The 24,120-nt window shown below is 57.5% G+C and carries 30 protein-coding genes; 18 read left to right on the top strand and 12 right to left on the bottom strand.

Annotation, left to right across the window (positions count from 1 at the left end):
- A partial coding sequence (locus tag B5G34_RS13360) for a helix-turn-helix domain-containing protein (protein ID WP_242957051.1) occupies positions 1-188 on the bottom strand: 188 nt, incomplete at its 3' end.
- Positions 189-343: 155 nt separating this feature from the next.
- Positions 344-994 (bottom strand): N-terminal phage integrase SAM-like domain-containing protein, encoded by a 651-nt coding sequence (locus B5G34_RS13365; RefSeq protein ID WP_162609486.1) that lies wholly within the window; start codon positions 992-994, stop codon positions 344-346.
- A 182-nt stretch (positions 995-1,176) separates the two neighbouring features.
- On the opposite strand from B5G34_RS13365, the gene B5G34_RS13370 reads away from it, so the two are divergent.
- The 9 genes from B5G34_RS13370 (at position 1,177) to B5G34_RS13410 (ending at position 7,492) form a co-directional block, all read left to right on the top strand.
- Positions 1,177-2,772, top strand: coding sequence for an MFS transporter (locus B5G34_RS13370; RefSeq protein WP_087338434.1), 1,596 nt, complete (start codon positions 1,177-1,179; stop codon positions 2,770-2,772).
- Between the two features lie 174 nt (positions 2,773-2,946).
- Positions 2,947-3,681, top strand: coding sequence for an SDR family oxidoreductase (locus B5G34_RS13375; RefSeq protein WP_087338438.1), 735 nt, complete (start codon positions 2,947-2,949; stop codon positions 3,679-3,681).
- Between the two features lie 264 nt (positions 3,682-3,945).
- Positions 3,946-4,356 (top strand): peptide deformylase, encoded by a 411-nt coding sequence (locus tag B5G34_RS13380; protein ID WP_087338440.1) that lies wholly within the window; start codon positions 3,946-3,948, stop codon positions 4,354-4,356.
- A complete protein-coding gene (locus tag B5G34_RS13385; RefSeq protein ID WP_087338443.1) occupies positions 4,353-4,667 on the top strand; it encodes a TIGR04076 family protein in 315 nt (104 codons plus the stop codon). Before B5G34_RS13380 ends, B5G34_RS13385 begins: the two co-directional genes overlap by 4 nt.
- A gap of 14 nt (positions 4,668-4,681) precedes the next feature.
- Positions 4,682-5,140, top strand: a complete 459-nt coding sequence (locus B5G34_RS13390; protein WP_087338446.1) for a flavodoxin family protein — start codon at positions 4,682-4,684, stop codon at positions 5,138-5,140.
- A 12-nt stretch (positions 5,141-5,152) separates the two neighbouring features.
- On the top strand, positions 5,153-5,791 hold the full coding sequence (locus tag B5G34_RS13395) for a Vat family streptogramin A O-acetyltransferase (RefSeq protein WP_087338449.1): 639 nt from the start codon (positions 5,153-5,155) through the stop codon (positions 5,789-5,791).
- Between the two features lie 13 nt (positions 5,792-5,804).
- Complete coding sequence (locus tag B5G34_RS13400; protein WP_087338453.1) at positions 5,805-6,263, top strand: metallophosphoesterase family protein; 459 nt, start codon at positions 5,805-5,807, stop codon at positions 6,261-6,263.
- Entirely contained in the window at positions 6,263-6,766 is a 504-nt protein-coding gene (locus B5G34_RS13405; protein WP_087338456.1) for a hypothetical protein, read from the top strand. The genes B5G34_RS13400 and B5G34_RS13405 overlap by 1 nt, the downstream gene beginning before the upstream one ends.
- Positions 6,767-6,772: 6 nt before the next feature.
- Positions 6,773-7,492 carry a DUF5714 domain-containing protein gene (locus B5G34_RS13410; protein ID WP_087338458.1) on the top strand — a complete coding sequence of 240 codons (720 nt, stop codon included), beginning with the start codon at positions 6,773-6,775 and terminating at the stop codon, positions 7,490-7,492.
- A 73-nt stretch (positions 7,493-7,565) separates the two neighbouring features.
- Here B5G34_RS13410 and B5G34_RS13415 read toward each other — a convergent pair whose 3' ends face one another.
- Complete coding sequence (locus B5G34_RS13415; protein ID WP_087338460.1) at positions 7,566-7,916, bottom strand: DUF2200 domain-containing protein; 351 nt, start codon at positions 7,914-7,916, stop codon at positions 7,566-7,568.
- 193 nt (positions 7,917-8,109) lie between these two features.
- Between B5G34_RS13415 and B5G34_RS13420 the strand changes: the two genes are divergently transcribed.
- From B5G34_RS13420 to B5G34_RS13435, 4 genes are all read left to right on the top strand, one after another.
- Positions 8,110-8,667, top strand: a complete 558-nt coding sequence (locus tag B5G34_RS13420; RefSeq protein ID WP_087338463.1) for a TetR/AcrR family transcriptional regulator — start codon at positions 8,110-8,112, stop codon at positions 8,665-8,667.
- Between the two features lie 70 nt (positions 8,668-8,737).
- A complete protein-coding gene (locus B5G34_RS13425) occupies positions 8,738-9,169 on the top strand; it encodes a hypothetical protein (RefSeq protein WP_087338467.1) in 432 nt (143 codons plus the stop codon).
- Between the two features lie 15 nt (positions 9,170-9,184).
- Positions 9,185-9,850 carry a hypothetical protein gene (locus B5G34_RS13430; protein ID WP_087338470.1) on the top strand — a complete coding sequence of 222 codons (666 nt, stop codon included), beginning with the start codon at positions 9,185-9,187 and terminating at the stop codon, positions 9,848-9,850.
- 13 nt (positions 9,851-9,863) lie between these two features.
- On the top strand, positions 9,864-10,271 hold the full coding sequence (locus B5G34_RS13435; protein WP_087338473.1) for a DUF2871 domain-containing protein: 408 nt from the start codon (positions 9,864-9,866) through the stop codon (positions 10,269-10,271).
- A 59-nt stretch (positions 10,272-10,330) separates the two neighbouring features.
- Here the strand turns inward: B5G34_RS13435 and B5G34_RS13440 are convergent, their stop codons facing one another.
- The 3 genes from B5G34_RS13440 to B5G34_RS13450 are packed head-to-tail and all read right to left on the bottom strand — an operon-like array spanning position 10,331 to position 14,440.
- Positions 10,331-12,217 (bottom strand): ABC transporter ATP-binding protein, encoded by a 1,887-nt coding sequence (locus tag B5G34_RS13440; protein ID WP_087338476.1) that lies wholly within the window; start codon positions 12,215-12,217, stop codon positions 10,331-10,333.
- 19 nt (positions 12,218-12,236) lie between these two features.
- Positions 12,237-13,976: an ABC transporter ATP-binding protein gene (locus B5G34_RS13445; protein WP_087338479.1), complete on the bottom strand. Its 1,740-nt coding sequence runs from the start codon at positions 13,974-13,976 to the stop codon at positions 12,237-12,239.
- Positions 13,973-14,440, bottom strand: a complete 468-nt coding sequence (locus tag B5G34_RS13450) for a MarR family winged helix-turn-helix transcriptional regulator (protein ID WP_087338481.1) — start codon at positions 14,438-14,440, stop codon at positions 13,973-13,975. Before B5G34_RS13450 ends, B5G34_RS13445 begins: the two co-directional genes overlap by 4 nt.
- Before the next feature lie 167 nt (positions 14,441-14,607).
- Here B5G34_RS13450 and B5G34_RS13455 point away from each other — a divergent pair, with 167 nt between their 5' ends.
- Positions 14,608-15,504 carry a LysR family transcriptional regulator gene (locus B5G34_RS13455; protein ID WP_087338485.1) on the top strand — a complete coding sequence of 299 codons (897 nt, stop codon included), beginning with the start codon at positions 14,608-14,610 and terminating at the stop codon, positions 15,502-15,504.
- Positions 15,501-16,073 carry a 3'-5' exonuclease gene (locus tag B5G34_RS13460; RefSeq protein ID WP_087338488.1) on the top strand — a complete coding sequence of 191 codons (573 nt, stop codon included), beginning with the start codon at positions 15,501-15,503 and terminating at the stop codon, positions 16,071-16,073. The genes B5G34_RS13455 and B5G34_RS13460 overlap by 4 nt, the downstream gene beginning before the upstream one ends.
- A 71-nt stretch (positions 16,074-16,144) precedes the next feature.
- Here B5G34_RS13460 and B5G34_RS13465 read toward each other — a convergent pair whose 3' ends face one another.
- The 4 genes from B5G34_RS13465 to B5G34_RS13480 all read right to left on the bottom strand — a co-directional run bounded on the left by B5G34_RS13465 (position 16,145) and on the right by B5G34_RS13480 (position 20,037).
- Positions 16,145-17,515 carry a hypothetical protein gene (locus B5G34_RS13465; protein WP_087338491.1) on the bottom strand — a complete coding sequence of 457 codons (1,371 nt, stop codon included), beginning with the start codon at positions 17,513-17,515 and terminating at the stop codon, positions 16,145-16,147.
- A gap of 71 nt (positions 17,516-17,586) precedes the next feature.
- Positions 17,587-18,090 (bottom strand): hypothetical protein, encoded by a 504-nt coding sequence (locus B5G34_RS13470; protein WP_087338494.1) that lies wholly within the window; start codon positions 18,088-18,090, stop codon positions 17,587-17,589.
- 112 nt (positions 18,091-18,202) lie between these two features.
- On the bottom strand, positions 18,203-19,168 hold the full coding sequence (locus B5G34_RS13475) for a flavodoxin family protein (protein ID WP_087338496.1): 966 nt from the start codon (positions 19,166-19,168) through the stop codon (positions 18,203-18,205).
- Positions 19,169-19,200: 32 nt separating this feature from the next.
- Positions 19,201-20,037: an acetyl-CoA hydrolase gene (locus tag B5G34_RS13480; RefSeq protein WP_087338499.1), complete on the bottom strand. Its 837-nt coding sequence runs from the start codon at positions 20,035-20,037 to the stop codon at positions 19,201-19,203.
- Between the two features lie 341 nt (positions 20,038-20,378).
- Here B5G34_RS13480 and B5G34_RS13485 point away from each other — a divergent pair, with 341 nt between their 5' ends.
- Positions 20,379-21,260, top strand: a complete 882-nt coding sequence (locus B5G34_RS13485; protein WP_087338502.1) for a LysR family transcriptional regulator — start codon at positions 20,379-20,381, stop codon at positions 21,258-21,260.
- A 62-nt stretch (positions 21,261-21,322) separates the two neighbouring features.
- Here the strand turns inward: B5G34_RS13485 and B5G34_RS13490 are convergent, their stop codons facing one another.
- On the bottom strand, positions 21,323-22,000 hold the full coding sequence (locus B5G34_RS13490; RefSeq protein ID WP_087338505.1) for a DUF6198 family protein: 678 nt from the start codon (positions 21,998-22,000) through the stop codon (positions 21,323-21,325).
- A 239-nt stretch (positions 22,001-22,239) separates the two neighbouring features.
- Complete coding sequence (locus B5G34_RS13495) at positions 22,240-22,899, bottom strand: GntR family transcriptional regulator (RefSeq protein WP_087338507.1); 660 nt, start codon at positions 22,897-22,899, stop codon at positions 22,240-22,242.
- Between the two features lie 219 nt (positions 22,900-23,118).
- Between B5G34_RS13495 and B5G34_RS13500 the strand changes: the two genes are divergently transcribed.
- Together B5G34_RS13500 and B5G34_RS13505 are read left to right on the top strand one after the other, a co-directional pair.
- Complete coding sequence (locus B5G34_RS13500) at positions 23,119-23,844, top strand: hypothetical protein (protein ID WP_087338509.1); 726 nt, start codon at positions 23,119-23,121, stop codon at positions 23,842-23,844.
- 60 nt (positions 23,845-23,904) lie between these two features.
- On the top strand, positions 23,905-24,108 hold the full coding sequence (locus tag B5G34_RS13505; protein ID WP_087338512.1) for a 4Fe-4S binding protein: 204 nt from the start codon (positions 23,905-23,907) through the stop codon (positions 24,106-24,108).
- Positions 24,109-24,120: the final 12 nt, after the last annotated feature.

The raw sequence follows: 24,120 nt of genomic DNA on the forward strand, positions 1-24,120 counted from the left end.
GTTGGAAATAGCCGCTGGGAAACTTCCTGCTGCGACATGGACTGAGCTTGCGGCCAACTAAGCTTCTGTTCCCGCGCCCGGGCTAATGTGCGTGTGACCGTGTTGCGACCACAACCGGTGGCATCTGTAATTTCCCGGTGGGTGAGCCCCAGGCTTTTGAGCCGGAGGATCTCTTTGTGATTGACCATGGTAAGGCCTCCTAAATTGAATTTGCATCTGATGATGCTGAATCCATTTTAGTGGCCATCCTGTCAATGCACCATGACTGCGGTGACCATGCACCATTTCAGCGGTCTGAGCGCACCATTCGTGCGGTCTAAGGGCACCGTTTCAGGCGGCGTATTCAGATATCCTCGCTGTCAAGAGGGCAGATCTCCTTCTTCTCCACCCGGCTCAACTCGCAGCTGTCTGCTGGATTAGTCCGGATGTACCCCAGCTTCACGGCCTTTTCCAGCGCTTTATGCAGCACACCATGAATGTTCTTCACCGTCTTAGCCGATAATGGGGCCGATTCATAAACTGGCTTCCCATCCTTTTTCAAGATACGGCCCTCGTCGTCATGAATCCGCTTTTTCCCTCCTTCCCGAAGCAGCTCATTATAAAACCGCTGGATATCCGGCCCGCTCAGCTGCTGAATTTTCCGGTTCCCAAGCGCAGGGATGATATGGTTGCGAATGTGTTGGGTGTAGTTGCGATTAGTAGAGGACTTGACCCCAACCAAGTATTCCTGCTCCCAAACTTTCAGCCATTCCTCCACTGTCAGCTTGGTGGGCTCCAGGTATTCGTGGTTATTAAGCGCTGCCAAGGCAGCCTGCTTTTTTTGTAGAGCTTCTTTCTGCGTCTTGCCTAAAAAGGACCGCTGCTTCTGACGGCCAGTCTTCGGATCGTAGCTGGTAGTGACGCGGGCCTCCCAATATTTATAAGAGACCCCATTGCGGATGACAGTCTTTATATGTCCGAGGGCAAATTCCACACCGAGCACCTCATCACCCATGTCTATCCTCTGGAGCAGTTGGATGAGGCAATACACAAATCCATGGACACCCAGCATAGCTGCAAAGTGTGTATCAAGGTAGACCCCGCCTTCCCTGATTACCCCTTTAACAAGCAGGATTAAGCTCTTGCGGCAGGAAGGGCATCTCCTTCCTGCCAGATTGATAGGAGAGGAACCTCAATATGCAGCGCCGAAAACTCTATTATGGATGGATCGTCACTCTATTGGCAGGCCTGACCTACTTTGGCTCAAACGGCCTGTTGTCCACCTCCGCCGGTACCATTGTCAGCCAGGTGCTCCTGGTGAAAGGCTGGGATGCCGCCCAGGTCAGCCTCACCTACACCATCAAATCCTTTTTGGGATTAGGGCTTCCCCTGGTCGGCATACTGCTCATGAAAATCGGCCCTCGCCGGTGTATCTTCTGGACCACTACCATCACGGCTATCTTCCTGGCACTTACCGGATGGGTGGATTCTCCTGTCGTATTTATTTTTGTCTATGGCATCGCTGTCAGTTTCAGTATGCTCTTTAACGACCAGCTGGCCTGCTTCACCGCCGTGAATAACTGGTGGGATCGCCGGCGTGGAGAACAGGGCGGTTATGTCCAGGCTCTTGGCGCATTGGGCGGCGTTGTTTTCCCTCCCATCGTAACCTGGCTGTTCCTCACCTTCTCCTGGAAAACATCGCTTATCATCATGGCAATCGCTCTGATGGTTATTACCGCCATTCCTCAAATGATCTTTATGCGGGATTTCCCCTCCGAGCTCGGGTTGGAAATTGACGGCGGACCTGAAGAAGTTCGCCCCGCAAAATCCGGAAAAGCTCATAAGCGCTATCAAGGCTATCGTTCTCCCATCGACTGGGAAATCAAGGACGCAGTCCGCAGTCCCCAGCTCTGGCTTTGCGGTGTGGCCTGGGGCAGCACCGTATTTGGCTATTGCGCTGTGCAGTATTTCGGCATGACCCATCTCATTATGAACGGTTTCAGCGACATGTCCGCAGCCAGCGCCATCTCCATCATGAGCGGCGCGCTGCTGGTGGGCAGCCTGATTCTGAGCCCTCTTACCGATCGCATGAATCCCAAAATCGCCCTGGTCATAATCGGAATCGTGGCTTCTGTGGGCTGCATCCTCTTCGATATTGCCGCCAAAAACACAAGCATGCCCCTGATGGTGCTGGCTATGATCGTGGCCGGCGCTCCCAATGGTCCGATCATCTGCACCGTTATGAACACCTTGGTTTCCTACTATGGTCCTAAAAATTATGCCGGTATCCAGCCTTATGTTCTTGGATTCAGCAGCACAGTGGCCGGCCTTATCACATTACCCGCCCTTATTATTGCCACCATTCTCTCTGTGATATTTGGTTCTTTGGCGGCAAAAACCGGCCGCTACAAAGGCATGACCGTGTTTTGGGCTCTTTCTGCCATGGTTGGCGGTGTATTCTTCTGGGCTATGACCGGTTCCGCAGTTCCGATGACCAGTCTGGTGCTTGTCACCATGGCTTCCCTGTTTTATGGCATGGTCAATGGCGTACAGCAGATCGTTCCCTATACCTATCCCATGAAGGTGCTCAAGCCGGAAGAGCTGGCTGGCGGTATGGCTTTTATGGGTGCGGGCGGCGTACTTGGCAATACCGTTGCAAGCGGAATCTACGGTGCGCAGCTGGCCGGTGATCCTACCATGGCGCTGCTCTTTAAGATGCCCATTATCTGTGCAGTTGTTATGCTGATCTTTGCGCTTCTGTTCAAGGATCTGAAAGCGGGAGAAACCATCTGACCATTGTGCGGAAAGGAAGTTCTCCAGACATGGACAAGGAAACCATGTTAACGCGTATGGATCCTCAGCTTCGCGCTTGTTACAAGGCCATGCAGCCCTATCCAGAAAGCTTTTTCTGCCTAAATGCCAAATTTAACTCATTCACCTTTTCGTAGTACTCAGGAGGTCAGATTTATGGAAACCACAAAGCGTACCGCAATCATCACCGGCGCCGGTGCCGGGGTAGGCCGGGCTGTAGCCCTTACCCTGGCCAAAGAGGGCTGTAATCTGGTGGTGGTTGGCCGTTCAGAACAAAATACAACTGAGACCGCTGCTCTGGCCAGCCAGTATACAAACGCGATTCCGATCGTGGCTGACATTGGTTCAGAAGCGGATACTATCCGTTATGTCAACACCGCCATTGAGCAATTTGGAAAGATCGATATTTTTGTCAACAGCGCCGCCCGCTTCCAGCCGTATGTACTATTAGCGGACACTGATACCGAGCTGTTTGACGACATTATGCGCATCAATGTGAAAGGTACTTTCCTTGGTATGAAATATGTGCTGCGGCAGATGGCGGCGCAAAAAAGCGGCGTCATCGTCAACGTGGCTTCCAGAGACGGTCTGTTCAGCGAGCCGGCCCTGGGATCTTACAGTACCAGCAAGCACGCTATGATCGGGTTGACTAAAAACGCAGCAACCGAATATGGTCCAATGGGAATCCGTGTGTGTGCAGTCTGTCCTGGCGCAATCAATACCAAAATGATTGCCGATATTCTGGAGACTATTGATCCGACCATTTTAGGCCCTATGGCCCGCCCCGCCGAGCCTCAGGAGATTGCGGATGTTGTCTGCTATCTGGCATCAGAGAAAGCGACATACCTCAATGGCGCCATTGTCCGTGCCGACGGCGGAAAGGGATTATAACCACACACTAAAAGGGCATACCCGACTAACCCGTACCAAATTCGATTGCCGGCAGATATCCCTGCCTGCATTCGCATAACAAAATGGTGACCTGGATTCCATCCAGGTCACCATTTTGTTATGCACCCCTTGTGCAGCACACAGAGTCTTTCATGGCATTTGCTCCCTTGCTGTGCTATAATGCCTGTAACAGACTGAGAGAAGAAGCACTCATCATGGCCATTGGGCACAGCAAAGTTCCCCGGAGCGCAAGGAGAGAGCACTATGATCCGAGATATCTGTAAAGACGAAGCATTCCTGTCCCAAAAGGCAGAGCCCGCCACGCCGGACGATATCCAGGCCGCTGCCGACCTGCTGGAGACTCTGGAGCATCATAAGGACGGCTGCGTGGGCATGGCGGCCAACATGATCGGCGTGAACAAGCGCATCATTGCCTTTGACAATGAGGGCAGCTATATGACCATGTTCAACCCGGAGATCGTCAAAAAGTCCGGGCCCTATGATACGGAGGAGGGCTGTCTCTCCCTCACCGGTACCCGCCCCGCCAAGCGGTGGAAGTCCATCAAGGTGCGCTGGCAGAACGAGAGATTCCAGGAGCGGCTGAAGACCTTCACCGGCTGGACAGCTCAGATCATCCAGCATGAGATCGACCACTGTGAGGGGATCGTCATATGAAAAAGTGTAAGATCACCGTCATGCGCATGACCCGGTATGAGGACCTGATGGCCCGGTACGAGAACCCCATCTCCCACGCCTGCGATATGGAGGTGGGGCAGGTCTTCATCGCCAACGGCTGGGCCAAGCCGGAGGGCTTTTGCCAGAGCGCCTGGGACACCCTCTCCCCCTTCGTGCTGGCCCTGAGCCACGGGGGAGAGAATTTTTACGACGGCTGGATGAAGAATCCCAAGTCCGCCATGCTCTCCTGCAATGACGGCTTCCGTCCGGTCAGCTTTCTGGTGGAGGCCCTGGACGAAGAGGCAGATTGAGAAGGAGGCAACTGATGAAAACCGCTGTTTGCTATTACTCCCGTCACCACGGGAATACCCGGAAGGTCCTGGAGGCCATGGCCCAGGAGGGGGATGTGGACCTCATCGACGTGACCGCCCGCCAGGCTGTCCGGTTGGAGGGGTATGACTGCGTCGGCTTCGCCTCCGGCATCTATTATGGGAAATTTCAAACCAGTGTCCTTCAGTTTGCCCGGCAATATCTGCCCCAGGGCAAGCCGGTGTTCTTCGTCTGTACCTATGGCGGAAGCAAGGGTAACGGTACAACGGCCATTGCAGAGATCGCGCAGAAAAAGGACTGTCCGGTACTTGGCGAATTTGGCTGCAAGGGCTACGATACCTTCGGTCCCTTTAAGCTGGTAGGCGGTATCGCCAAGGGCCACCCGGATCAGCAGGATCTGGAGGAAGCCCGAAAATTCTACCGAACTCTTCAAGAACAGGACATCCCCAGATAAGGAGGTTACACTATGTTTGGACCGGACCCGAATGCTGTCCATCCCAACAAAACTATCCCCAGTGTCTGCTATATCAAGAACATCATTACACGGTCCAATATCCAAGTGGGGGACTATACCTACTATGACGACGCTTCCACCGGTGGTGAGGACTTCGAGGCCCATGTGACCCACCACTACGACTTCATTGGGGACAGGCTGATCATCGGAAAGTTCTGTGCCATCGGCAGAGGCGTGGAATTCGTAATGAACGGAGCCAACCACCGCATGGTCTCGGTCACCACTTATCCTTTCAACATCTTCGCTCATGGTTGGGAAAAGTGCACGCCTACGCTGGACGACCTGCCCTTAAAGGGTGATACAGTGGTTGGTAACGATGTGTGGATCGGGCAGAACGTAACTATCCTGCCCGGCGTCCACATTGGCGACGGTGCCATCATTGGAACTGGCTCCATAGTAGCCAGTGATATCCCTCCCTATACCGTCGCGGCAGGGAACCCATGCCGGGTCATCCGCCCCCGTTTTGATCAGGCACTGACGGACTACCTTCTGGAGCTGCGATGGTGGGACTGGGACCCGGAGAAAATCTTCCGGAATCTAGAAGCTCTTTGCAGCGGTGATCTGGGGCAGATTCGCCATATTGAGCCATGATAGGGGGAAATATATGAAACTGGCCATTCTCTCCGACACCCACGGTCTGCTGCGGCCCCAGGTGGCGGAGCATCTGAATACCGCCGACGCCATTCTTCACGGCGGTGACATCAACAAGCAGAACATCGTGGACCAGCTGCGGGGATATGCTCCCCTCTACATCGTCCGGGGCAACAACGACAAGGAGTGGGCGGAAGCCATTCCTCACCATCTCACCGTCACCCTGGACGGTGTGACTTTTTATATGGTCCACAACAAAAAGGAGGTCCCGGCGGATCTCACCGGTGTGGATGTGGTGGTGTTCGGCCACTCCCACAAATATGTGCAGGAGGAGATGGACGGTATTCTGTGGCTCAACCCCGGCTCCTGCGGACCCCGGCGGTTCCACCAGGAGATCACCATGATGATGGCGGAGCTGACCGATGGGAACATCCAGGTGGAGAAGATCACCATTCCTCACGAGGTGAACTGATGGAACTGGGTCTCACCTTTCCCCTCCAGCGATTTCTGAAGATCCAAACGCCAAACTATGGCACTCAGCCGGACCGGCGCTTTTGTTGGGATCTCCATGTCATTGACCTGCGGGGGCGCAAGTCCCTGCTGGCCGTCCACTGCCACAGCCGCTACACCTTTGTCCGCTGGGATGTGTCGCCCTTTCAGTGGTCTGACATTCCCGGCCTGTTTCAGCAGGGGCTTAGGGAAAGCCTCACCGCCGCCGGATTCAAGCCGACGCTGTTGGAGAACTACCTGCGGCAGGCAGGCGACACCGCGATCACCCGCACCCACGGCCGCCGGGAGGTGGCCTTTTTAAACCGGGCCTGGGAGGATGTGCTGGTGCTGGACCTGTGCCTGGACACCGACCGCCAGGCCCAGCCTCTGCTGGACCACGCCGTAAACACCCGCCCCAGCCGATGTGTTGGCTCTGAGGGGCTTGGAACGGGACTGGAACGGTTTGCAGCAGAGATAGGAGGATAACGCCAAATGGAAGAATGTCTGATCTGCAAGGCCCCTCTGGAATACCTGACCCAGGATCAGGTATTGGAGTGCGCCGTCTGTCATAAAAAAGAACCCAGCAAGACACGCTGTGTAAAGGGTCACTACGTATGCAGCGAATGTCACACCCAGGGCATGGACAGTATCTTCGGCCTGTGTCTCTCCGAAACCTCCACCGACCCTGTGGCCATTGTCCGGCGGATGATGGATTTACCCTTCTGTCACATGCACGGCCCGGAGCACCATGTGATGGTGGGGGCGGCCCTGCTGACTGCCTACAAAAACGCCGGAGGTACCCTGGATCTGGAGAAGGCCCTCCGGGAAATCTACAGCCGAGGCAAAGCCATCCCCGGCGGGGCCTGCGGTTTCTGGGGAGCCTGCGGGGCAGGAATCAGCGCCGGGCAGTTCCTGGCCATCGCCACCCAGTCCACTCCCCTGTCCAAAGAACCCTGGGGGCTGAGCAACCAGCTGACCGCCCAAGCGTTGGACCGGATCGGCAAGGCGGGCGGTCCACGGTGCTGCAAGCGGGATTCCTTCCTGGCGATCCTGGCCGCCGTGGACTTTGTCCGGGAGCATCTGGGTGTGGAGATGACCCGGACCGTCCCCGTCTGTTCCTACAGCGGCAAAAACAATCAGTGCATCGGTAAGCGCTGTCCCTTCTCAGCGTCCCGGGGGCAACATCGGCCCGTCAAGCTGAGACAGCTCTAAAGGCAGAAAGCCCGGAGTTTCTATTCTGAAACTCCGGGCCGTTTACTTCAGGCAGTACTTATGACCAGACAGATCATTTTCTCAAAATCTGATCCAGCGTTTTTCCCTTGGCCAGCTCATCCACCAGCTTGTCCAGGTAGCGGATCTCCCGCATCAGCGGGTCTTCCACCTCCTCCACCCGGATACCGCATACCTTGCCGGTAATCAGCGTGCGCTTGGGGTTCATGGCGGGGGCATTGCGGAAAAAGTCGCCGTAGCTGGTATGGGACTGCTCCAACCGGGCGATCTCCTCCGGCGTGTATCCGGTGAGCCAGGCAGTCACCTGGTCCACTTCCTCCCGGGTACGTCCCTTCTTTTCCGCTTTGTTCACCAGCAGAGGATACAGTTTTGCAAGGGGCATCTGTGTTACATCAGCGCGGGGCATCAGGCCACCTCCTTGAGTTCCGTCGAATTCCACATGGTAGCTTCCATCAATCAGGATGTATTCAACGCCAGCTCATGGTCTTATCATAGCACGAGCAGCCTCATCTGGCAATCAGCCGGCAGAGCACGGATAAAACACTTGACAAGTGAGCACAAATCCCTATAATGAACATTGTTCATATTGAGGTGATCCCATGAATACCGTTGTCACGTCAAAAGAGGATATCCTGAAAGCCAGCCGGACGCTGATCCAGAAGGAAGGCTGGTCGGCCGTCAATATCCGCTCGGTAGCGTCTGCCTGCGGGGTATCCGTCGGCTCCATCTACAACTATTTTGATTCCAAGGCCGCCCTCATGGGAGCAGTGGTGGAAAGCGTCTGGTGCGAGATCTTCCACCGACCGGAGAATGGGGCTGTATTTCAGGATACCCTGGCCTGCATCACCTGGCTGTACGGGCGGATGGAATACGGCTGCAAACAGTACCCCGGCTTCTTTTCTCTCCATTCCCTGGGCTTTCTGGGGGAAGACAAGTCGGACGGGCGGCAGAAGATGCAGCAGACCTGGCAGCACATTTTGGAGGGTCTGTGTTCTGTTCTGCGGCGGGATGCAAACGTACGGCCGGACGCCTTTACCAGGGAATTTACAGCGGAAAAATTTGCCGACCTTCTCTTCTCCCTGATGCTGTCCGCCTTGATGCGGCAGGATTATGATCCCGGGGCTGTGCTGGAGATCGTCCGCAGGACCCTCTATTAAAATTCCCACAAACCTGTGGGAATTTTATATCCGTGAAATTGAACATCGTTCATTCAAAAGGAGGAAGATGATGCACGTAAAACGAAACACCCTGCTGCTCCTGGCCTGTCTGGTATGGAGCGCGGCAGGATTCAACATCCTCCGCATTGGTCTGATGGCCTATCCGGCCTATCTGACGGTGCTGAATGCTCTGCTGTCTGTACTGGTCTTTGCCGTGTTCCAGTATTTTATTTTTGGAAAGCTGGTGAAAAAGCACACTGCCAGGATCCAGGGCTATCCGGAGGAGCGGCACTTCTTCCTGAAGTTTTTTGACGGGAAAGCCTTTGCCATCATGGCAGTGATGATGACCGGCGGCATTGGTCTGCGGGTCAGCGGGCTTGCGCCGGAGCGGTTTATTGCCGTCTTCTATACCGGTCTGGGGGCCGCCCTTCTGCTGGCCGGACTGCTGTTCGGCAGAAACTCCGCCAAGGCGGTCCTTGGCAGCCAAAATAAATCGCAGTAAAAAGGAGAATAGATCATGCAGGCAATCATGGAAACCCTGTTTGACGCGGTCTATCTGATCTCGGTCATAACCATCGGGATTCTGATGATCCGTGGCAGCAAGGGAAAGGAACAATTTCGTCTGTTCGGCTTTATGGCGGTGGTACTGGGCGCGGGCGACGCCTTCCATCTGATCCCCCGGGCCTGTGCCCTGTGTACCACAGGGCTTGAACATTATGCTGTCCCCCTGGGGCTGGGAAAATGGATCACTTCCGTCACCATGACCATTTTTTATGTACTGCTCTACTATGTGTGGCGGCAGCGGTACCACATCAAGGGGCAGAGCGGCCTCACCGCCGCAGTGTATGTCCTGGCCGGTCTGCGGATCATTCTGTGCATGATACCGCAGAACCAGTGGTTCAGCACCGACGCCCCCCTCTCCTGGGGCATCTGGCGCAACATTCCCTTTGCCCTGATGGGCCTGCTGGTCATCGTGCTCTTTTACCGCAGCGCCAGAGCCCAGGGGGATAAGGCTTTTCGCTGGATGTGGCTGACCATCGTGCTGAGCTTCGGCTTTTATATCCCGGTGGTATTGTGGGCAGATACCATTCCCATGATCGGAATGCTGATGATCCCCAAAACCTGCGCCTATGTGTGGACGGTGCTCATTGGCTATTTCGCCATGAAACAGGAGTGCAAGTAAAGGAGGAAACTATATGAAGCGTTACATCAATACCGCGCTGCTGTACGCTATCCTGGCCATGGCAGGCGGCGTATTTTACCGGGAGTTCACCAAATTCAGCGGCTTTACCGCCAAAACCACCCTCTCCGTGGTACACGCCCACTACTTTCTGCTGGGGATGGTGTTTTTCCTGCTGCTGCTTTTGCTGGAAAAGAACTTTTTCTTTACCGGTCCCAAAACCGGCCGGGTGCTGGTCCTCTATCATGTGGGGCTGAACCTGACTGCCGTGATGCTGGTGGTACGGGGTGTAGTCCAGGTCCTGGGCACCCCGCTGTCCACCGGCATGAGCGCCGCCATCTCCGGCATGGCCGGGATCGGACACATTTTGCTGGGCGTCAGTCTGGTACTTCTGCTGGCGCAGATCCGGCGCAGCATAAAATGAAATCAGACAAGGGGCTGGTACTGCGGCGCAGTACCAGCCCCTTATGCTTTCAATTCCAATCAACCCGCCTGTTCAGCCAGGTTTCCGGTGTACAGCTGATAATATTTGCCTTTCTTCTCCATCAGCTGGTCGTGGGTTCCCCGCTCGATGATGCGGCCCTGATCCATGACCATGATACAGTCGGAGTTGCGCACCGTGGACAGCCGGTGGGCAATGACAAAGGTGGTGCGCCCGCACATAAGGGCGTCCATGCCGTCCTGCACTAGCTTCTCGGTGCGGGTATCGATAGAGGAGGTCGCCTCGTCCAGAATGAGCACCGGCGGGTCGGCCACCGCCGCCCGGGCAATGGCCAGCAGCTGCCGCTGGCCCTGGGAGAGGTTGGCGCCGTCTCCGGTGAGCATGGTGTCATACCCGTCGGGCAGCCGGCGGATAAAGCCGTCGGCATTGGCCAGCTGGGCCGCCGCGATACACTCCTCATCTGTGGCCTCCAGATTTCCGTAGCGGATGTTGTCCATCACTGTGCCGGTAAACAGGTGGGTATCCTGAAGCACGATGCCCAGGGAGCGGCGCAGGTCCGCCTTCTTGATCTTATTGATGTTGATGCCATCATAGCGGATCTTGCCATCGGCGATGTCATAGAAGCGGTTGATCAGATTGGTGATGGTGGTCTTGCCGGCGCCGGTGGCCCCCACGAAGGCGATCTTCTGCCCCGGCTCAGCCCACAGGCTGATGTTGTGGAGCACGATCTTGTCCGGCGTGTACCCGAAGTCCACATCGTCAAAGACCACACTTCCCTCCAGCCTGGTATAGGTAACGGTGCCGTCCGCCTTATGGGGATGCCGCCAGGCCCAAACATTGGTACGCTCCGTGGTCTCGCTGAGTTGACCGTCCGCCCCCTCTTTGGCGTTGACCAGCTCCACATAGCCCTCGTCCTCCTCCGGCTTCTGGTCCATCAGTTCAAAGACACGCTGGGCGCCGGCGGCGGCGGTGACCACGAAGTTGACCTGCTGGCTGACCTGGGTAATGGGCTGGGTAAAGCTCTTGTTCAGGCCCACAAAGGTGACCACCGTACCCAGGGTCACACCGGCCAGGCCGTTGATGGCCAGCAGGGCGCCTACAATGGCTACCAGGGCATAGCTGAGCCAGCCGATATTGGCGTTGATGGGCATGAGCAGGTTGGCATAGCGGTTGGCCTTATTGGCGCTCTCCCGCAGCGCCTCGTTCACCTTGTGGAAATCATCCATGGCGGCCTGTTCATGGCAGAATACCTTGACTACCTTCTGTCCGTCCAGCATCTCCTCAATGAAGCCGTCCACAATACCCAGATCCCGCTGCTGTCTGACGTAATATTTACCGGAAAGCCGGGAAAAACGTGAGGTGACCAGCAGCATCACGATGGCAGTGGCCACCGAAATGATGGTCAGGAAGGGGTTGAGCAGCAGCATGGTCACCAGAGTAGCCACCATGGTGATGCCGGAGTTGATGACCTGGGGAATGCTCTGGCTGATCAGCTGCCGCAGGGTGTCCGCGTCGTTGGTGTAGACCGACATGATATCGCCGTGGGCGTGGGTGTCAAAGTACTGGATGGGCAGGGCCTCCATACTGCGGAACAGATCGTCCCGCAGGTGTCGCATGGTGCCCTGGCTGATATTGACCATAATGCGGTTGTAGCCAAAGCCCGCCACCACACCGGCCAGCATAACGAAGGCCAGCTTCACGATATCGGCCGCCAGGCCGCTGAAGTCCCGGGAACCGCTGCTCAGCATGGGCACGATGTAGTCATCCACCAGGGTCTGGGGAAAAGTGGCCGCCACCACGGTGGCCACGGCGGACACCAGGATGCATAGGATGACCGCCAGAAAAACCGGTCCGTAAAAGCGGAGCATATAGCGGAGCACCCGGTTGAGTACCCCGGCAGACCGGGGCTTTTGTTGGGTTTGGGTCATAAACGAGTCCTCCTTCTTCTTACGCAGGCTGGTCGAAGTCGCCGCCGCCCTTGATCTGAGATTCGTAGATCTCCCGGTAGATGGCGTTATTCTCCAGCAGATGTTCATGGATATCAAAGCCGTTGACACGGCCCTCGTCCAGCACCAGGATCCGGTCGGCATGCTCCACACTGGACACACGCTGGGCAATGATGATCTTGGTGGTGCCGGGAATGTTCTCGGCAAAGGCGGCCCGGATCCTGGCGTCGGTGGTGGTATCCACCGCGCTGGTGGAGTCGTCCAGAATGAGGACCTTGGGCTTTTTCAGCAGCGCCCGGGCAATGCACAGCCGCTGCTTCTGGCCACCGGACACATTGGCGCCTCCCCGCTCGATGCGGGTCTGATAGCCGTCGGGGAACCGGTCGATAAACTCATCGGCGCAGGCGGCCCGGCAGGCCTGGACGCACTCCTCTTCCGTGGCCTCCGGATTGCCCCAGCGCAGGTTGTCCAGGATGGTACCTGAGAACAACGTGTTCTTCTGGAGCACCACTGAAACCTGATTGCGCAGGGCCTCCATGTCGTACTGCCGCACATCCAGTCCGCCCACCCTGACGGCTCCCTCGCTGACGTCGTACAGGCGGCAGATCAGGTTGACCAGGCTGCTCTTGCCCGAGCCGGTACCGCCGATGACGCCGATGGTCTCGCCGGATTTGATGTGCAGGTCGATGTCGGACAGGGCGTTCTTCCCGCTGCCCTGCTTGTAGGAGAAGCTGACGTGATCGAAGTCGATGGAACCGTCGGCTACCTCCAGCACCGGCTTTTCCGGCTCCTTCAGGTCGGGGGTCTCAGTGAGCACCTGGCTGATCCGGCGGATGCTGGCCATGGACATGGAGATCATGACCACCACCACGGAGAGCATCATCAGGCTCATAAGCAGGGACATGATGTAGCTGAACAAACTGGTCAGGTCGCCGGTGGTCATGGTGCCGCTTACGATGAACTGGGCCCCCAGCCAGGAGGCGGAGATAATGCAGAAGTAGACCGCCAGCATCATGGCAGGACTGTTGAAGGCCAGCAGGCCCTCCGCCTTGACGAACAGCTGATACAGCTTGGCCGAGGCCTTGGAGAACTTCTGATTCTCGTACTCTTCCCGGACAAAGGCCTTGACCACCCGGATGGCGGACACATTCTCCTGGACACTGGCATTCAGGTCGTCGTATTTCTGAAACACCCGGTTGAAGATCTTCAACGTGACCACCATAATGGCCCCCAGCACCACCACCAGGAAAACCACCGCCACCAGGAACATCAGACTCATGGGCGGGCTGATGAGCAGGCACATCACGTAGCTGAAAATGAGCATCAGAGGGGCCCGTACCGCGATACGGATCACCATCATGAAAGCGTTCTGCACATTGGTGATGTCGGTAGTCATGCGGGTCACCAGGCCGGGCACGCTGAATTTGTCGGTGTTGGAAAAGGAGAAGGTCTGGATCTTGGCATAGATGGCCTCCCGCAGGTTGGCTGACAGGCCTGAAGATGCGCTGGCGGCAAATTTGCCTGCCAGTGCGCCAAAGGTCAGACTGAACAGGGCCAGGACCACCATAACGGCGCCGTAGCGGTACACTACCGACAGATTGGCGGCCTCCAGGCCCTGGTCAATGATAATGGCGGTGATGACGGGCAGGAGGATCTCCATCAAAACCTCCAGCGCCGCCATGGCGATACACAGGAAGGTATCCTTGCGATACCTCCCCAGTTGGTGCAATACTTGTTTCACGTTGCCGATGCCTCCCTTTTGCTATGTGTCTGGAACGTCCGCAGATTGTGCAGCATGCGCTTTTGCAGACAGTCCAGAGTGGACAGTTCCTCCGGAGAGAAGCCCTGATAGAGCTGGTCCTCCACATCCCGGACCGAGCTGGCCAAAAGATTCTGTACACGGCGGCCCTTCTCCGTACTGAAGAGCAGCCGGCGGCGGTCGTCTTCCAGACAGGGCTCCATCCGTATGTACCCCTTCTCTCGCAGCCGCTTCACCAGATTGGAGATGGTGGCCTTGGAATAGCCGCTGGCCTGATGCAGTTCGGTCACCGAAATGCCTCCATCCCCGTGCCGGAGCAGGTAGAGCAGCATCTGAGCCTGTACGCCGGTCATCCCGGCCTGGTCCAGACACCGGTTGGCCATCTGCTCCATCTGAATGCTGATCTGCCGGCTATCCCGGGCCAATCGGCTCCGATCCACTGTCATAGTTGGCTCCCTCCTTTGGATTGATCCGGGGTGAATTGTTAGGTACCTTACTATTTATAGCACAGCATCTCTTGCATGTGAAATTCAAATCTGTTATGATCTATAAAGAACTTTTATCGTTTTTCTGCATTGTACAAAAAGGCTCCATTCGTTGGGAGGGAAGTTGGTTGAATACCACACAACTGGAGTGTTTTCTGGCGGTAGCCGATTGCCTGAATTTTTCCCGGGCTGCGGAGCAGCTGCGAATTACCCAGCCCGCCGTCAGCCATCAGATCCGCACCCTGGAGGACGAGCTGGGGGTCCAACTGTTCAGCCGTACCAGCAAAACGGTGCGGCTGACCCAGGAGGGGCATATGTTTCTGCAATATGCCGGGGAAATCCTCAAGCTGACCGGTATCTCCAAGGCCCGGGTCAAGCAGTCCCATACAGGCCAGGCCGCCCGGCTGGAGATCGGCTATCGCAGCGCCTCCGACCTCTCCCTCATCCGCCCCGCTCTGGACCGTCTCCGGCAGGAGGCTCCTCACATCATGCCCCTGCTGCGGTTCTTTCCCTTCAGCGGGCTGGACAATCTTCTGGCTGAGGGGGAGATCCAGATGATGTTCACCTTCCAGGAGAACACCCCCAAGAACAGTGTATACCGGGAACTGGTGCGCTGTCCCGTGGTCTGTGTCTGTCGGGCGGACCATCCGCTGGCCCACAAAGAACAGGTGACGCTGGAGACCCTCAAGGGCGCCGGACGCATCGCCGCCTGCCGTCCTCCCGCCTGCACCAACTCTCTCTTTGCCATCCAGGGGCAGCTGGTCACAGCCGGCGGCCCGGACCATGTGATTTTCTGTGAGACTCAGGAAGCACTCTTTGCCATGGTGGACACAGGATACGCCTTTGCGGTGATTGCCGACTTCCCCCAGCTGCACCAGCCCGGACTATGCTATCTCCCCCTGCCGGAATTTCCCGCGCTCTCCTTCGGCGCGGCGTGCAGCAGCGGCAACCGCAGCCCGGCGCTGCGCACCTTCCTCCGCCTGTTGGAGAAAACACTCTGTCCGGAAGAAGGTAAGCACCCATGAACCATCGATACATCGCCTTTGACGTGGAAACTCCCAACTACGCCAACGACCGCATGAGCGCTATCGGTATCACTGTGGTGGACCATGGCGCGGTGGTTGCCGAATATGAGACACTGGTCAATCCGGAATGCGGATTTGACTCCTTCAACATCGCTCTGACCGGCATCACCCCGGAGATGACCGCCCACAAGCCCCCCTTCCCCTCCCTGTGGCGGGAGATCGAGCCGCTGATGAGCAGCGGCCTGCTCATTGCCCACAACGCCCCCTTTGATATGTCCGTCCTGGCCAAATGCCTCCGGGACTACGGTATCTCCTGGCGTCCCACCGTCCCCTACGCCTGCACCTGCCAGATGAGCCGCCGCCTGCTGCCCCAGCTGCCCAATCACCGGCTGAATACGCTGTGTCAGTACCTGGGTCTGGAGCTGGACCACCACCGGGCAGGCAGCGACAGCCGGGCCTGCGGCGAGATCCTGCTGCACTGCCTGCGCTCCGGCGGCACGGTAGACCCCTTCCTGCGCACCTATGATCTGACCCAGATCCGCACGCTGCCCGCCCGGCGCAAGGGATAAAAGGCAGCAAAAAGAGGCCCGGCCTTCCTTAACGGAAGGCCGGGCCTTTTTGCAGGTATCTCAGGAGCGGCTCAGATGCCGTCCTTCAGGCGCAGGATGTACATACCGTCGTGCCAGGTATCCATGTAGATATAGCCGCGGTCGTCCACCACGCAGTCCTCGGTGGTAGCGATCATGGGGCCGGGCACCGGCACGTCAAAGAGCAGCTTCTCCGGGTTGGGGGGAATGAAGTAGGCCAGCTCCTTAATGTAGTAGGGATCAGACACGTCAAACACCCGCATGCCGGCGTGGAAGTAGCAGCAGTACACCTTGTTGGGGTCGTCCTGGAGCCAGCTCTTACCCATGGGCTCGTGGATGTTGTGGGGGCCGAAGGGGCCGGGAGCTCCAATGCCGCAGTCATTGAAGTTGGGGTAGGGGAAGTTCTCAGGCACCTCGGGGTAGGGGAACTCGGCCACCAGGGTGGGATCGGCAGGATCGGACACGTCGATCATGTGCAGGTTGTTCATGGGCTGGGCACCCTTGTGGACGCCGTTGAGGATCTTGTCCTTGGTGAAGAAGGGGAAGCGCTCGCCCTCGTTGGTGAGCACAGCGAAGTTCCGGCCGGTGAGGCGCATGTAGGTGTGGCACTGGGCGCCGTCGAACTTGCCGGCGAAGGGGGGCTGCACCATCAGCTGGGAGATCAGCTTGGGCCGGGTGGGGTCGGAGATGTTCAGGATGATACCGCCGCCGCCGAAGTAGCCCATGTACAGCTGGTCGGGGTGATCGGGGCAGATGTTGCAGGCGTGGCACATGCCCCAGAACTTCTCGGCGTCATGGCCCACGGCGTAGGTGCCTTCCACCATGCCGTCCTTGAACTGCTTGGGCAGCCACCAGCGGCCGGCCTCCACGGGATTGCGGGGGTCGGAGATGTCCAGAATGCGGACGATGAAGCCCACAAAGCCCGGGCACTCGGCGGGCATGTACACATACTTGCCGCCGTTGTAGGCAAAGCGATGAACGCCCATGCCGTTGGGCACGCCGGTGTCCCAGTGGGACAACAGCTCGGGATGGAGGGGGTCCTTCTTCAGATCATAGATCTGCAGGCCGCCCAGGGCGGGATCGCCGGGCTTGATGCCGTGGAGGAAGGGCACGCCGCCGCCCAGGGCCACGATGAGCAGGCCGTCGGCCACCTGGACCTTGGGGGTGGACTGGGCGAAGTAGACGTTGGGATCGCTGACGTAGACGATGCCGGCCACCACAGGGTTGGCGGGATCGGTCACGTCCACGATGTTGACGCCGTTGCCCTTGAAGGAGCCGCAGTACATGTAGTACTTGCCGTCGTCGGTCTTATAAAGGGCCATCTGGAAGGCGTTGATGCCGTTCAGGTCGGAAAAGCCCACGACCTCCATGTTCTTGATGTAGCCCTGGTTCTCAGGGCTCTTGGCATAAAAAGGAACAGACATAAGAAACCTCCTTTTCTGTTCGGAAACAGATCCGGGCGCACCCCGTAAGGTGCGCCCTGAATCTTGGTTCATTAGGGATGAGGCATCATCTTGGGGGGCTTAGTGCACAGCGCCATGGTCAGGGGCAGGCCAAAGCCGAAGGTAATGAAGGCCACGATGTAGGCCACCACAAAGGTCAGGGGGAAGCTCATCAGATAGGCCATGAAGAAGGCGCCGGCAGGCATGGTGTAGCCAGCGGAGATGAACATCATGGACAGGCTCATGATGAACACCATGACGAACACGATGCACAGCAGCCGCACCAGGTGGAAGGGCAGGCTCTTCTCGTTCTTCAGGCCCAGCAGACGGGCAAAGGCGTCGCCCATGGCCTTCAGGTCAATGTAGGTGCCGATGGTGAAGGAGATGGCGAAGCCGATGATAAAGTCCTTGCTGATGGTCTGGAGCAGGGGAATCATCTGGATAGAGCCCGTCATACGGAGCATATTGGTGCTGTCGATATAGATGGGCAGAACAATGGCAAACACAAGGGCAAAGATTGTATTGAACACGATACCAAACTGATCTTTGCGGAACATAAGGAATCCCTCCGTCTTGTTTTGTTTGCCCGGCCTCCCCCCTCCGGAGAGGCCGGGTTTTGGCGGCCTGGCCGCCGTGCAACAGGGAACGGACTTGCCGGAATAATCGGAATCAGCAGGGCTTGGAGGACTGGATGAAGTCCTTGTACTTGGCCTTGCGGGCCTTGGCCTCCTCGGTCTGCATCATCTCACGGGAGGCGGCCTCGTTGCGCTGGATGTCATCGCCGTGGATGAACTTGCCGGAGATGGAGTCGTGGGCGTGGGGCATCCACTTCTCGGCGTCGTACTCAAAGACGTACTTGCCGTCCACATTCTTCATGACGCCCTCGGTGCCGCACAGGCAGCAGATGGCGGTGCCATCCTCCTGGAGGTAGAAGTTGTTGCTGTGGCAGTAGGGGCACACACCGGCGGGACCCTTGTAGTCCTCGTTGAACACGCCGTGGCCGGGCACAAAGGTGCCGTCCTCGATCTTCTTGGCGGCGGCGGCCAGGTCCAGGCCCATCTGGTGAGCCTTGGCGATGGCGTCGTCGTTCATCAGGATGCTCAGGGACCAGGGGAAGCACTGGTTGTCAATGATGGTCCACTTGCAGGTCAGGGCGTGGGTGGCAAAGTCGCACTGGATGCGGGTAGCCCAGTCGGAGCCGCCGATGCCCAGGAAGGTGACCACCTTCTCCTTCAGGTACTTGGGATCGATGGGCTTGCCGCCCTTCTCCTCGGCGATCTTGGTGGCGATCATCAGGTTGCCGCGGTCCATACGGGGGCCAAAGCGGTCCATGATGGTGTGGAAGATGCCGGGGGCGCACTTCTCGAAGATGGGGGCGGCCCAGATGATGCCGTCGGCCTCAAACATCTTGTCGATCAGCCACTGCAGGTCGTCCTTGATGACGCAGCCGTTGCCGCGGCCGGAGAACAGGCTGCCCACGCAGGCCTTGCAGCCGGTGCAGTGCTTGATGTTCAGCTGGTGAACGTTGACAAACTCGATCTCAGCGCCCATCTCCTGAGCGGCCATCAGGGCCTCCTTGCACAGGGAGTCGTTGGCGCCGTTGAGGGTACCGGCAGACAGACCTAAAACTTTCATGTATGATCCAACCTTTCTAAATATAATTGGTTTTAGCGCATGGTGATGTAGCCACGGTACTGGGTCAAGTTATCACTGGAGACCATATCGGACAGGAACATACCCACGATGTTGTAATTGGAGCGGAGGAAGGGGAACTGATCCTGCTGAGCCCACTCAGGCTTCTCCATATCCCGGGTGCCCTCCACAGCGGCCTTGTACCACTCCTCGGGACCGTCGAACCACAGCTCCACCAGCCGGTGGAACTGGCAGCCCACCACATCGTGGTAGATCTTGCTGGACAGGAAGCGGTTGGCCTCGGGCCGGTTCTGGAAGTAGGGAACAAAGACCTCCTGGAACCACTTCTCGCCGGTCTTTTCGCAGGGCCACCGCAGCACGAACTGCCAGCGGTAGTTGGGGCCGTCGTCAATGGTGCGGCCCTTACCCTTGTAGTCCTCCTCCCAGTTCATGGGTACATGGGCAAAAACGAAGGGCGGGCAGCCGTTGTCGCCGCCGGAAGAACGATGGGAATCGCCGTCCATGTTGGCCGCGTGGGACAGATCAGCACCGTCGTCGGGGATCATGCCCTGCCAGCGCAGCACCTCCACCGGCATCCGCTCGGTAAAGGCGTTGACGCTCATCTCCGGGGTCATCTCATTGACCATCCAGTAGTGCTCAGTCATCTGCATGCGTCGGGTGCCGAAGCGCTCGCCCTCCGGCGGGGTGGGCAGAGCATTGTAAAAGGCGTACTTGGTGCAGTAGGGGGTGAATTTTCCAATGCTGTCCGGCACATGGACGTTATACAGCCAGTGCTGCAGCCGGTGCCGGTACTCTTCCCGGACGCAGTCTACATAGATCACACTGCGCATGGGGCGGTATTCAACGGACATCTCAGCTCCTCCTTTTTTTCTGGTCGGGCCCGGAAAGGGATCACCTTGTTTTCGTATGCATCTTACCTGTTCTCATCCAAACTGTAAAATACCGTATGTGAATGGCTGGCATACAGTTTTAGCCTAGGTAACCCATTCCGCCGTTCTTTTTACCGTATACTGGAAAATTTAGGCCGTTAAATTGGACAAATTCTGTAAAAGCACCCTAACTTCCCTGTTGGTAATCACGAATTTGCCGTTACACAGTGTATAGCTGCTATGCGTAAATTACATAAATCACCGGTGACAAGCCTATCTGTTTTTGATATACTTATACCAGCTGAAAAACGGAGGGATCTACGGTGACGCTGAATCAGTTGGAATGCTTTATGGTGTTGGCCCAGCGCCTGAACTTCACCCAGGCGGCGGATGACCTGTTCATGGCCCAGCCCGCTCTGAGCCGCCTGATCTCCGCTCTGGAGAAGGAGCTGGATGTTCAGCTTTTTTACCGCAACTCCCGCAGCGTAGCTTTGACTCCGGCGGGCAGCGCCTTTTTCAAGGAGTGCCCCAAGATCCTGGATGAGTACCGGGGCAGCGTGGTGGCCGCCCGCCTGGCACAGGAAGGCTACCGGGGTTCCCTGTCCCTGGGCATCATGCGGGACACCTTTGAACCCAAGCTCTCTGAGATCTATCAGCAATTCCACACCGCCTATCCCCAAGTCTCCATGATGGTCCGCGGCTACAGCCACTCCAACCTGCTGTCCGCTCTGGAGCGGGGCGAGGTGGACGCCATCATTAACTACATGCCCACTCCCACCGCTACCGAATCTCCCTCCATCCTCCTGCACAAAAATCATCAGTGCATCATCACCTCCGTGGATCATCCCCTTGCCACCCGGGGCAGCATCCAGATGGAAGAAGTGAAGGACGAGCCCTTTGTCATCATGGCCCGCACCGCCTCCATCCCCGGCCATGATTTCATTTGGAAGACGGCAGCTGATGCCGGCTTCGCGCCCAAGGTGGTGGCGGAGGCCACCCATGTCCCCGTATTGCTCACCCTGGTGTCCTGCGGAATCGGCATTTCCACCCTCAGCGACGACATGGCCTGCCTGTCCCAGGGCAAGGTGGCCTTTATCCCCCTGCCGGGGGTCCCCTTTGCCAATGTCCGCCTGATGTGGAAGGAGGACAACCCCAATCCCGCCCTGCCTCATCTGCTGGACGTGGTCCGCTCCATCTGTACCTGAACAAAAACGGCGCCGCCGGTCTCTATAGACCGGCGGCGCCGTTTTTTCCCGATAAAGTTGTCTTATTCCGCGCAGACGTCAGCAGGAGTCTTGTCCCGCAGCAGGCGCTGGACCGGCTCACCGATCATCTTGCCCACACTGCGGGCGATAAAGCCCACCAGCAGGGCGGAGATCACGGAGCCCTCCCGGATGCCGGTCAGCTTGCCGCACAGAATAAAGCCCAGGACGGCGGCCACCACCACCATGGTCACATCCACGGCGATCTTGGTCTTGCCGAAGTCGGTGTGCCAGCGCATGGTGATGGACTTGACGGTACACTCGCCGGGCAGCATCACCACATTGGCCGCCACCTCCATAAAGACGCCAAAGCCCAGCACCACGCATCCTACCAGCAGGGACAGGATCTGGAGCGGATAGAAATGAGGGTCCACAAAGAACAGCAGTGCCATGGACAGATCAATAAAGGCGGACAGCAGGAAGGACACCGGGATCTGCAGCCAGAAGTGCTTGGGGAACCGCTTGCCCAGCACGATCAGCTGCAGGGCGATGAGAAACAGGCTGAAGAACAGGGTGAACATACCCAGGGACAGCGCCGGGTTCCACAGGCTCAGCACATAGGGTGTGCTGGAGATGGGCGAGGTGCCCAGATTGGCCCGGGTGATGAGGGCGATCCCCAGGGAGTTGACATACAGCCCTACCAGGAAAAACACATACCTTCTGATCAATTCTGCTCTGCTCACAAAATTACCTCCACTTCATTCCCCACGGCGGACCAGTTCCGCCGCTCAATAATTGTATTTCAAATTATTTGTATACAAATAGTCTAGCACCGGATTTCGGTTCCGTCAACGGGACACAATGGACAAAAAAGTGATCAGAAGTCCCCTGCTTCCTCGGTCATCCTGCGCCGCAGCCCGGGTACCGGCGCAAAAAGCGGAGACGCGCATGGTGCGCGTCTCCGCTCTGGCGGCGTATCTGTTTACCGGGCAGCCCGTTCCCGCTGGACATACTCCATCAGCACCGGGATACGCCGGTCGGTATTGGCCTGCAACCGCCGGCACACCTGCTCCCCGTCACCCGCTCGGGTGGCTTCCAGCATGGCCTCAAAATCCTCGGCGTTGCTTCCCCGCTGCTCCAGACAGTTGGCATAAATATAGCGCAGCAGCAGCTGCTGTCCCTGGATGGAGATCATGCTGGCATCCAGCCGCCGGTTGCCGCAGTTGGCATAATAGGTACCTATAAAACGATTGATGGCCGTCACCTCGTTCTGGACGGTCCTGGCCCGGCGGTACTCCTCCAAATGCTTCTCCAGCTCGGACACAATGGCCTCCCGGTCCCCATGCTCCATGGCCAGCCGGATGGCCGCGCAGTGGAGGGTCATGGCCAGCTGCTCGATCTCAATGATGTCGTGCCGGTCCAGATCCAGGATGTGGGCCCCTACATTATTTTCATATACCACCAGCCCCTCCTGCTGGAGCCGGTTGACCGCCTCCCGGATGGGGGTGCAGCTGACGCCCAGTTCCTCCTGAAGCTCACTGACGTTGAGCTTGCTGCCCAGGGGCCGCCGGAGCATGATGATGTCGCCGCGCAGAGTCTCATATACCTGATCCACCAGGGAACGCTTTTTGATCGCCGCCATAGTCCGCGCCTCCAAAATCTCATTTCTTGCAAGATATTATAACAGTGATTCTTTACAATTACAAGCCTCACCGGCGTTTTCCCCAAATTAGACCACCCCGTTTTGACAAATCTCCCAAACCTGCTGCTGCCCCCTTGCAATTTCAGAAAAGTGTGGTATTCTTAACTCGTAAATCTTGCAGGATATAAGATATATCTTGTTTGACAGGAGGCGCTGAACATGGCCGTGCAGACATCGGTTTCCGAACTGCTTGCCCCAGGCTCCAATACCAACTTCGTCTTCCTGGGGGAGGCCGGCGGCGGCAAAAGCGAGATCGCCCTCAACTTTGCCCGGGCGCTGGCTCAGCTGGGCGGCAAGCCGGTCCACTTCTTTGATCTGGACATGACCAAGCCCCTCTTCCGCTCCCGTGATCAGCGGGAGGCGCTGGAGGAGCTGGGCGTGGAGGTCCACTATGAGGAGCAGTTCATGGACGCCCCCACCCTTACCGGCGGCGTGCGACGGCTGCTCAACGACCAGAACTGTTACACCGTTCTGGATGTGGGCGGCGACTATATCGGCGCCCGGTCCATCGGCGGCTACGCCCCCCTGCTCAACCGGGACGGTACCTCTATTTATTATGTGATCAACCCCTTCCGGCCCTGGTCGGCCACACTGGAGCACATCGACAAGGTGCTGGGCGAGACCCTGGGCGTCTCCCACGTGGAGCTGGCCCGTCTGCGGCTCATCGGCAACCCCAACCTGGGGCCGGACACCACCCCCGCCGACGTGGCGGAGGGCGCCCGGCAGCTGGTGGACATGGTGGGTCCCTATAAGCCCGTGGATTTCCTCTGTGTGCAGGACCGGCTGTGTCAGGCGCTGCCGGAGGAGCTGCCCTGCCCAGTGCTTCCCATCAAGCTCTATCTGACCTATCCCTGGATCAGCGGGCAGGAAGCGATCAATCAGTGAGGCATTTGCTTGCGTTTTAAAGTTTGCAAGATGCAAGATATATGAAAAGGAGATGTCGGTATGGCAAAGGTCCAAATCGTGGCGGAGCGCTGCAAGAGCTGCGGCTACTGCATCAAGTTCTGCCCCAAGCAGGTGTTGGCCATCGGTGACAAGGTCAATTCCAAGGGTTACGAGTACGTCGTGCCTGTCCATCCGGACGACTGCATCGGCTGCGCCATCTGCGGCCGGATCTGCCCGGACGGAGCCATTGAGATCTATAAGTAAGGGGAGGTAAGG

The organism is Flavonifractor sp. An82 (assembly GCF_002159265.1).
In the GTDB taxonomy this organism is placed as follows: Bacteria; Bacillota; Clostridia; order Oscillospirales; family Oscillospiraceae; genus Flavonifractor.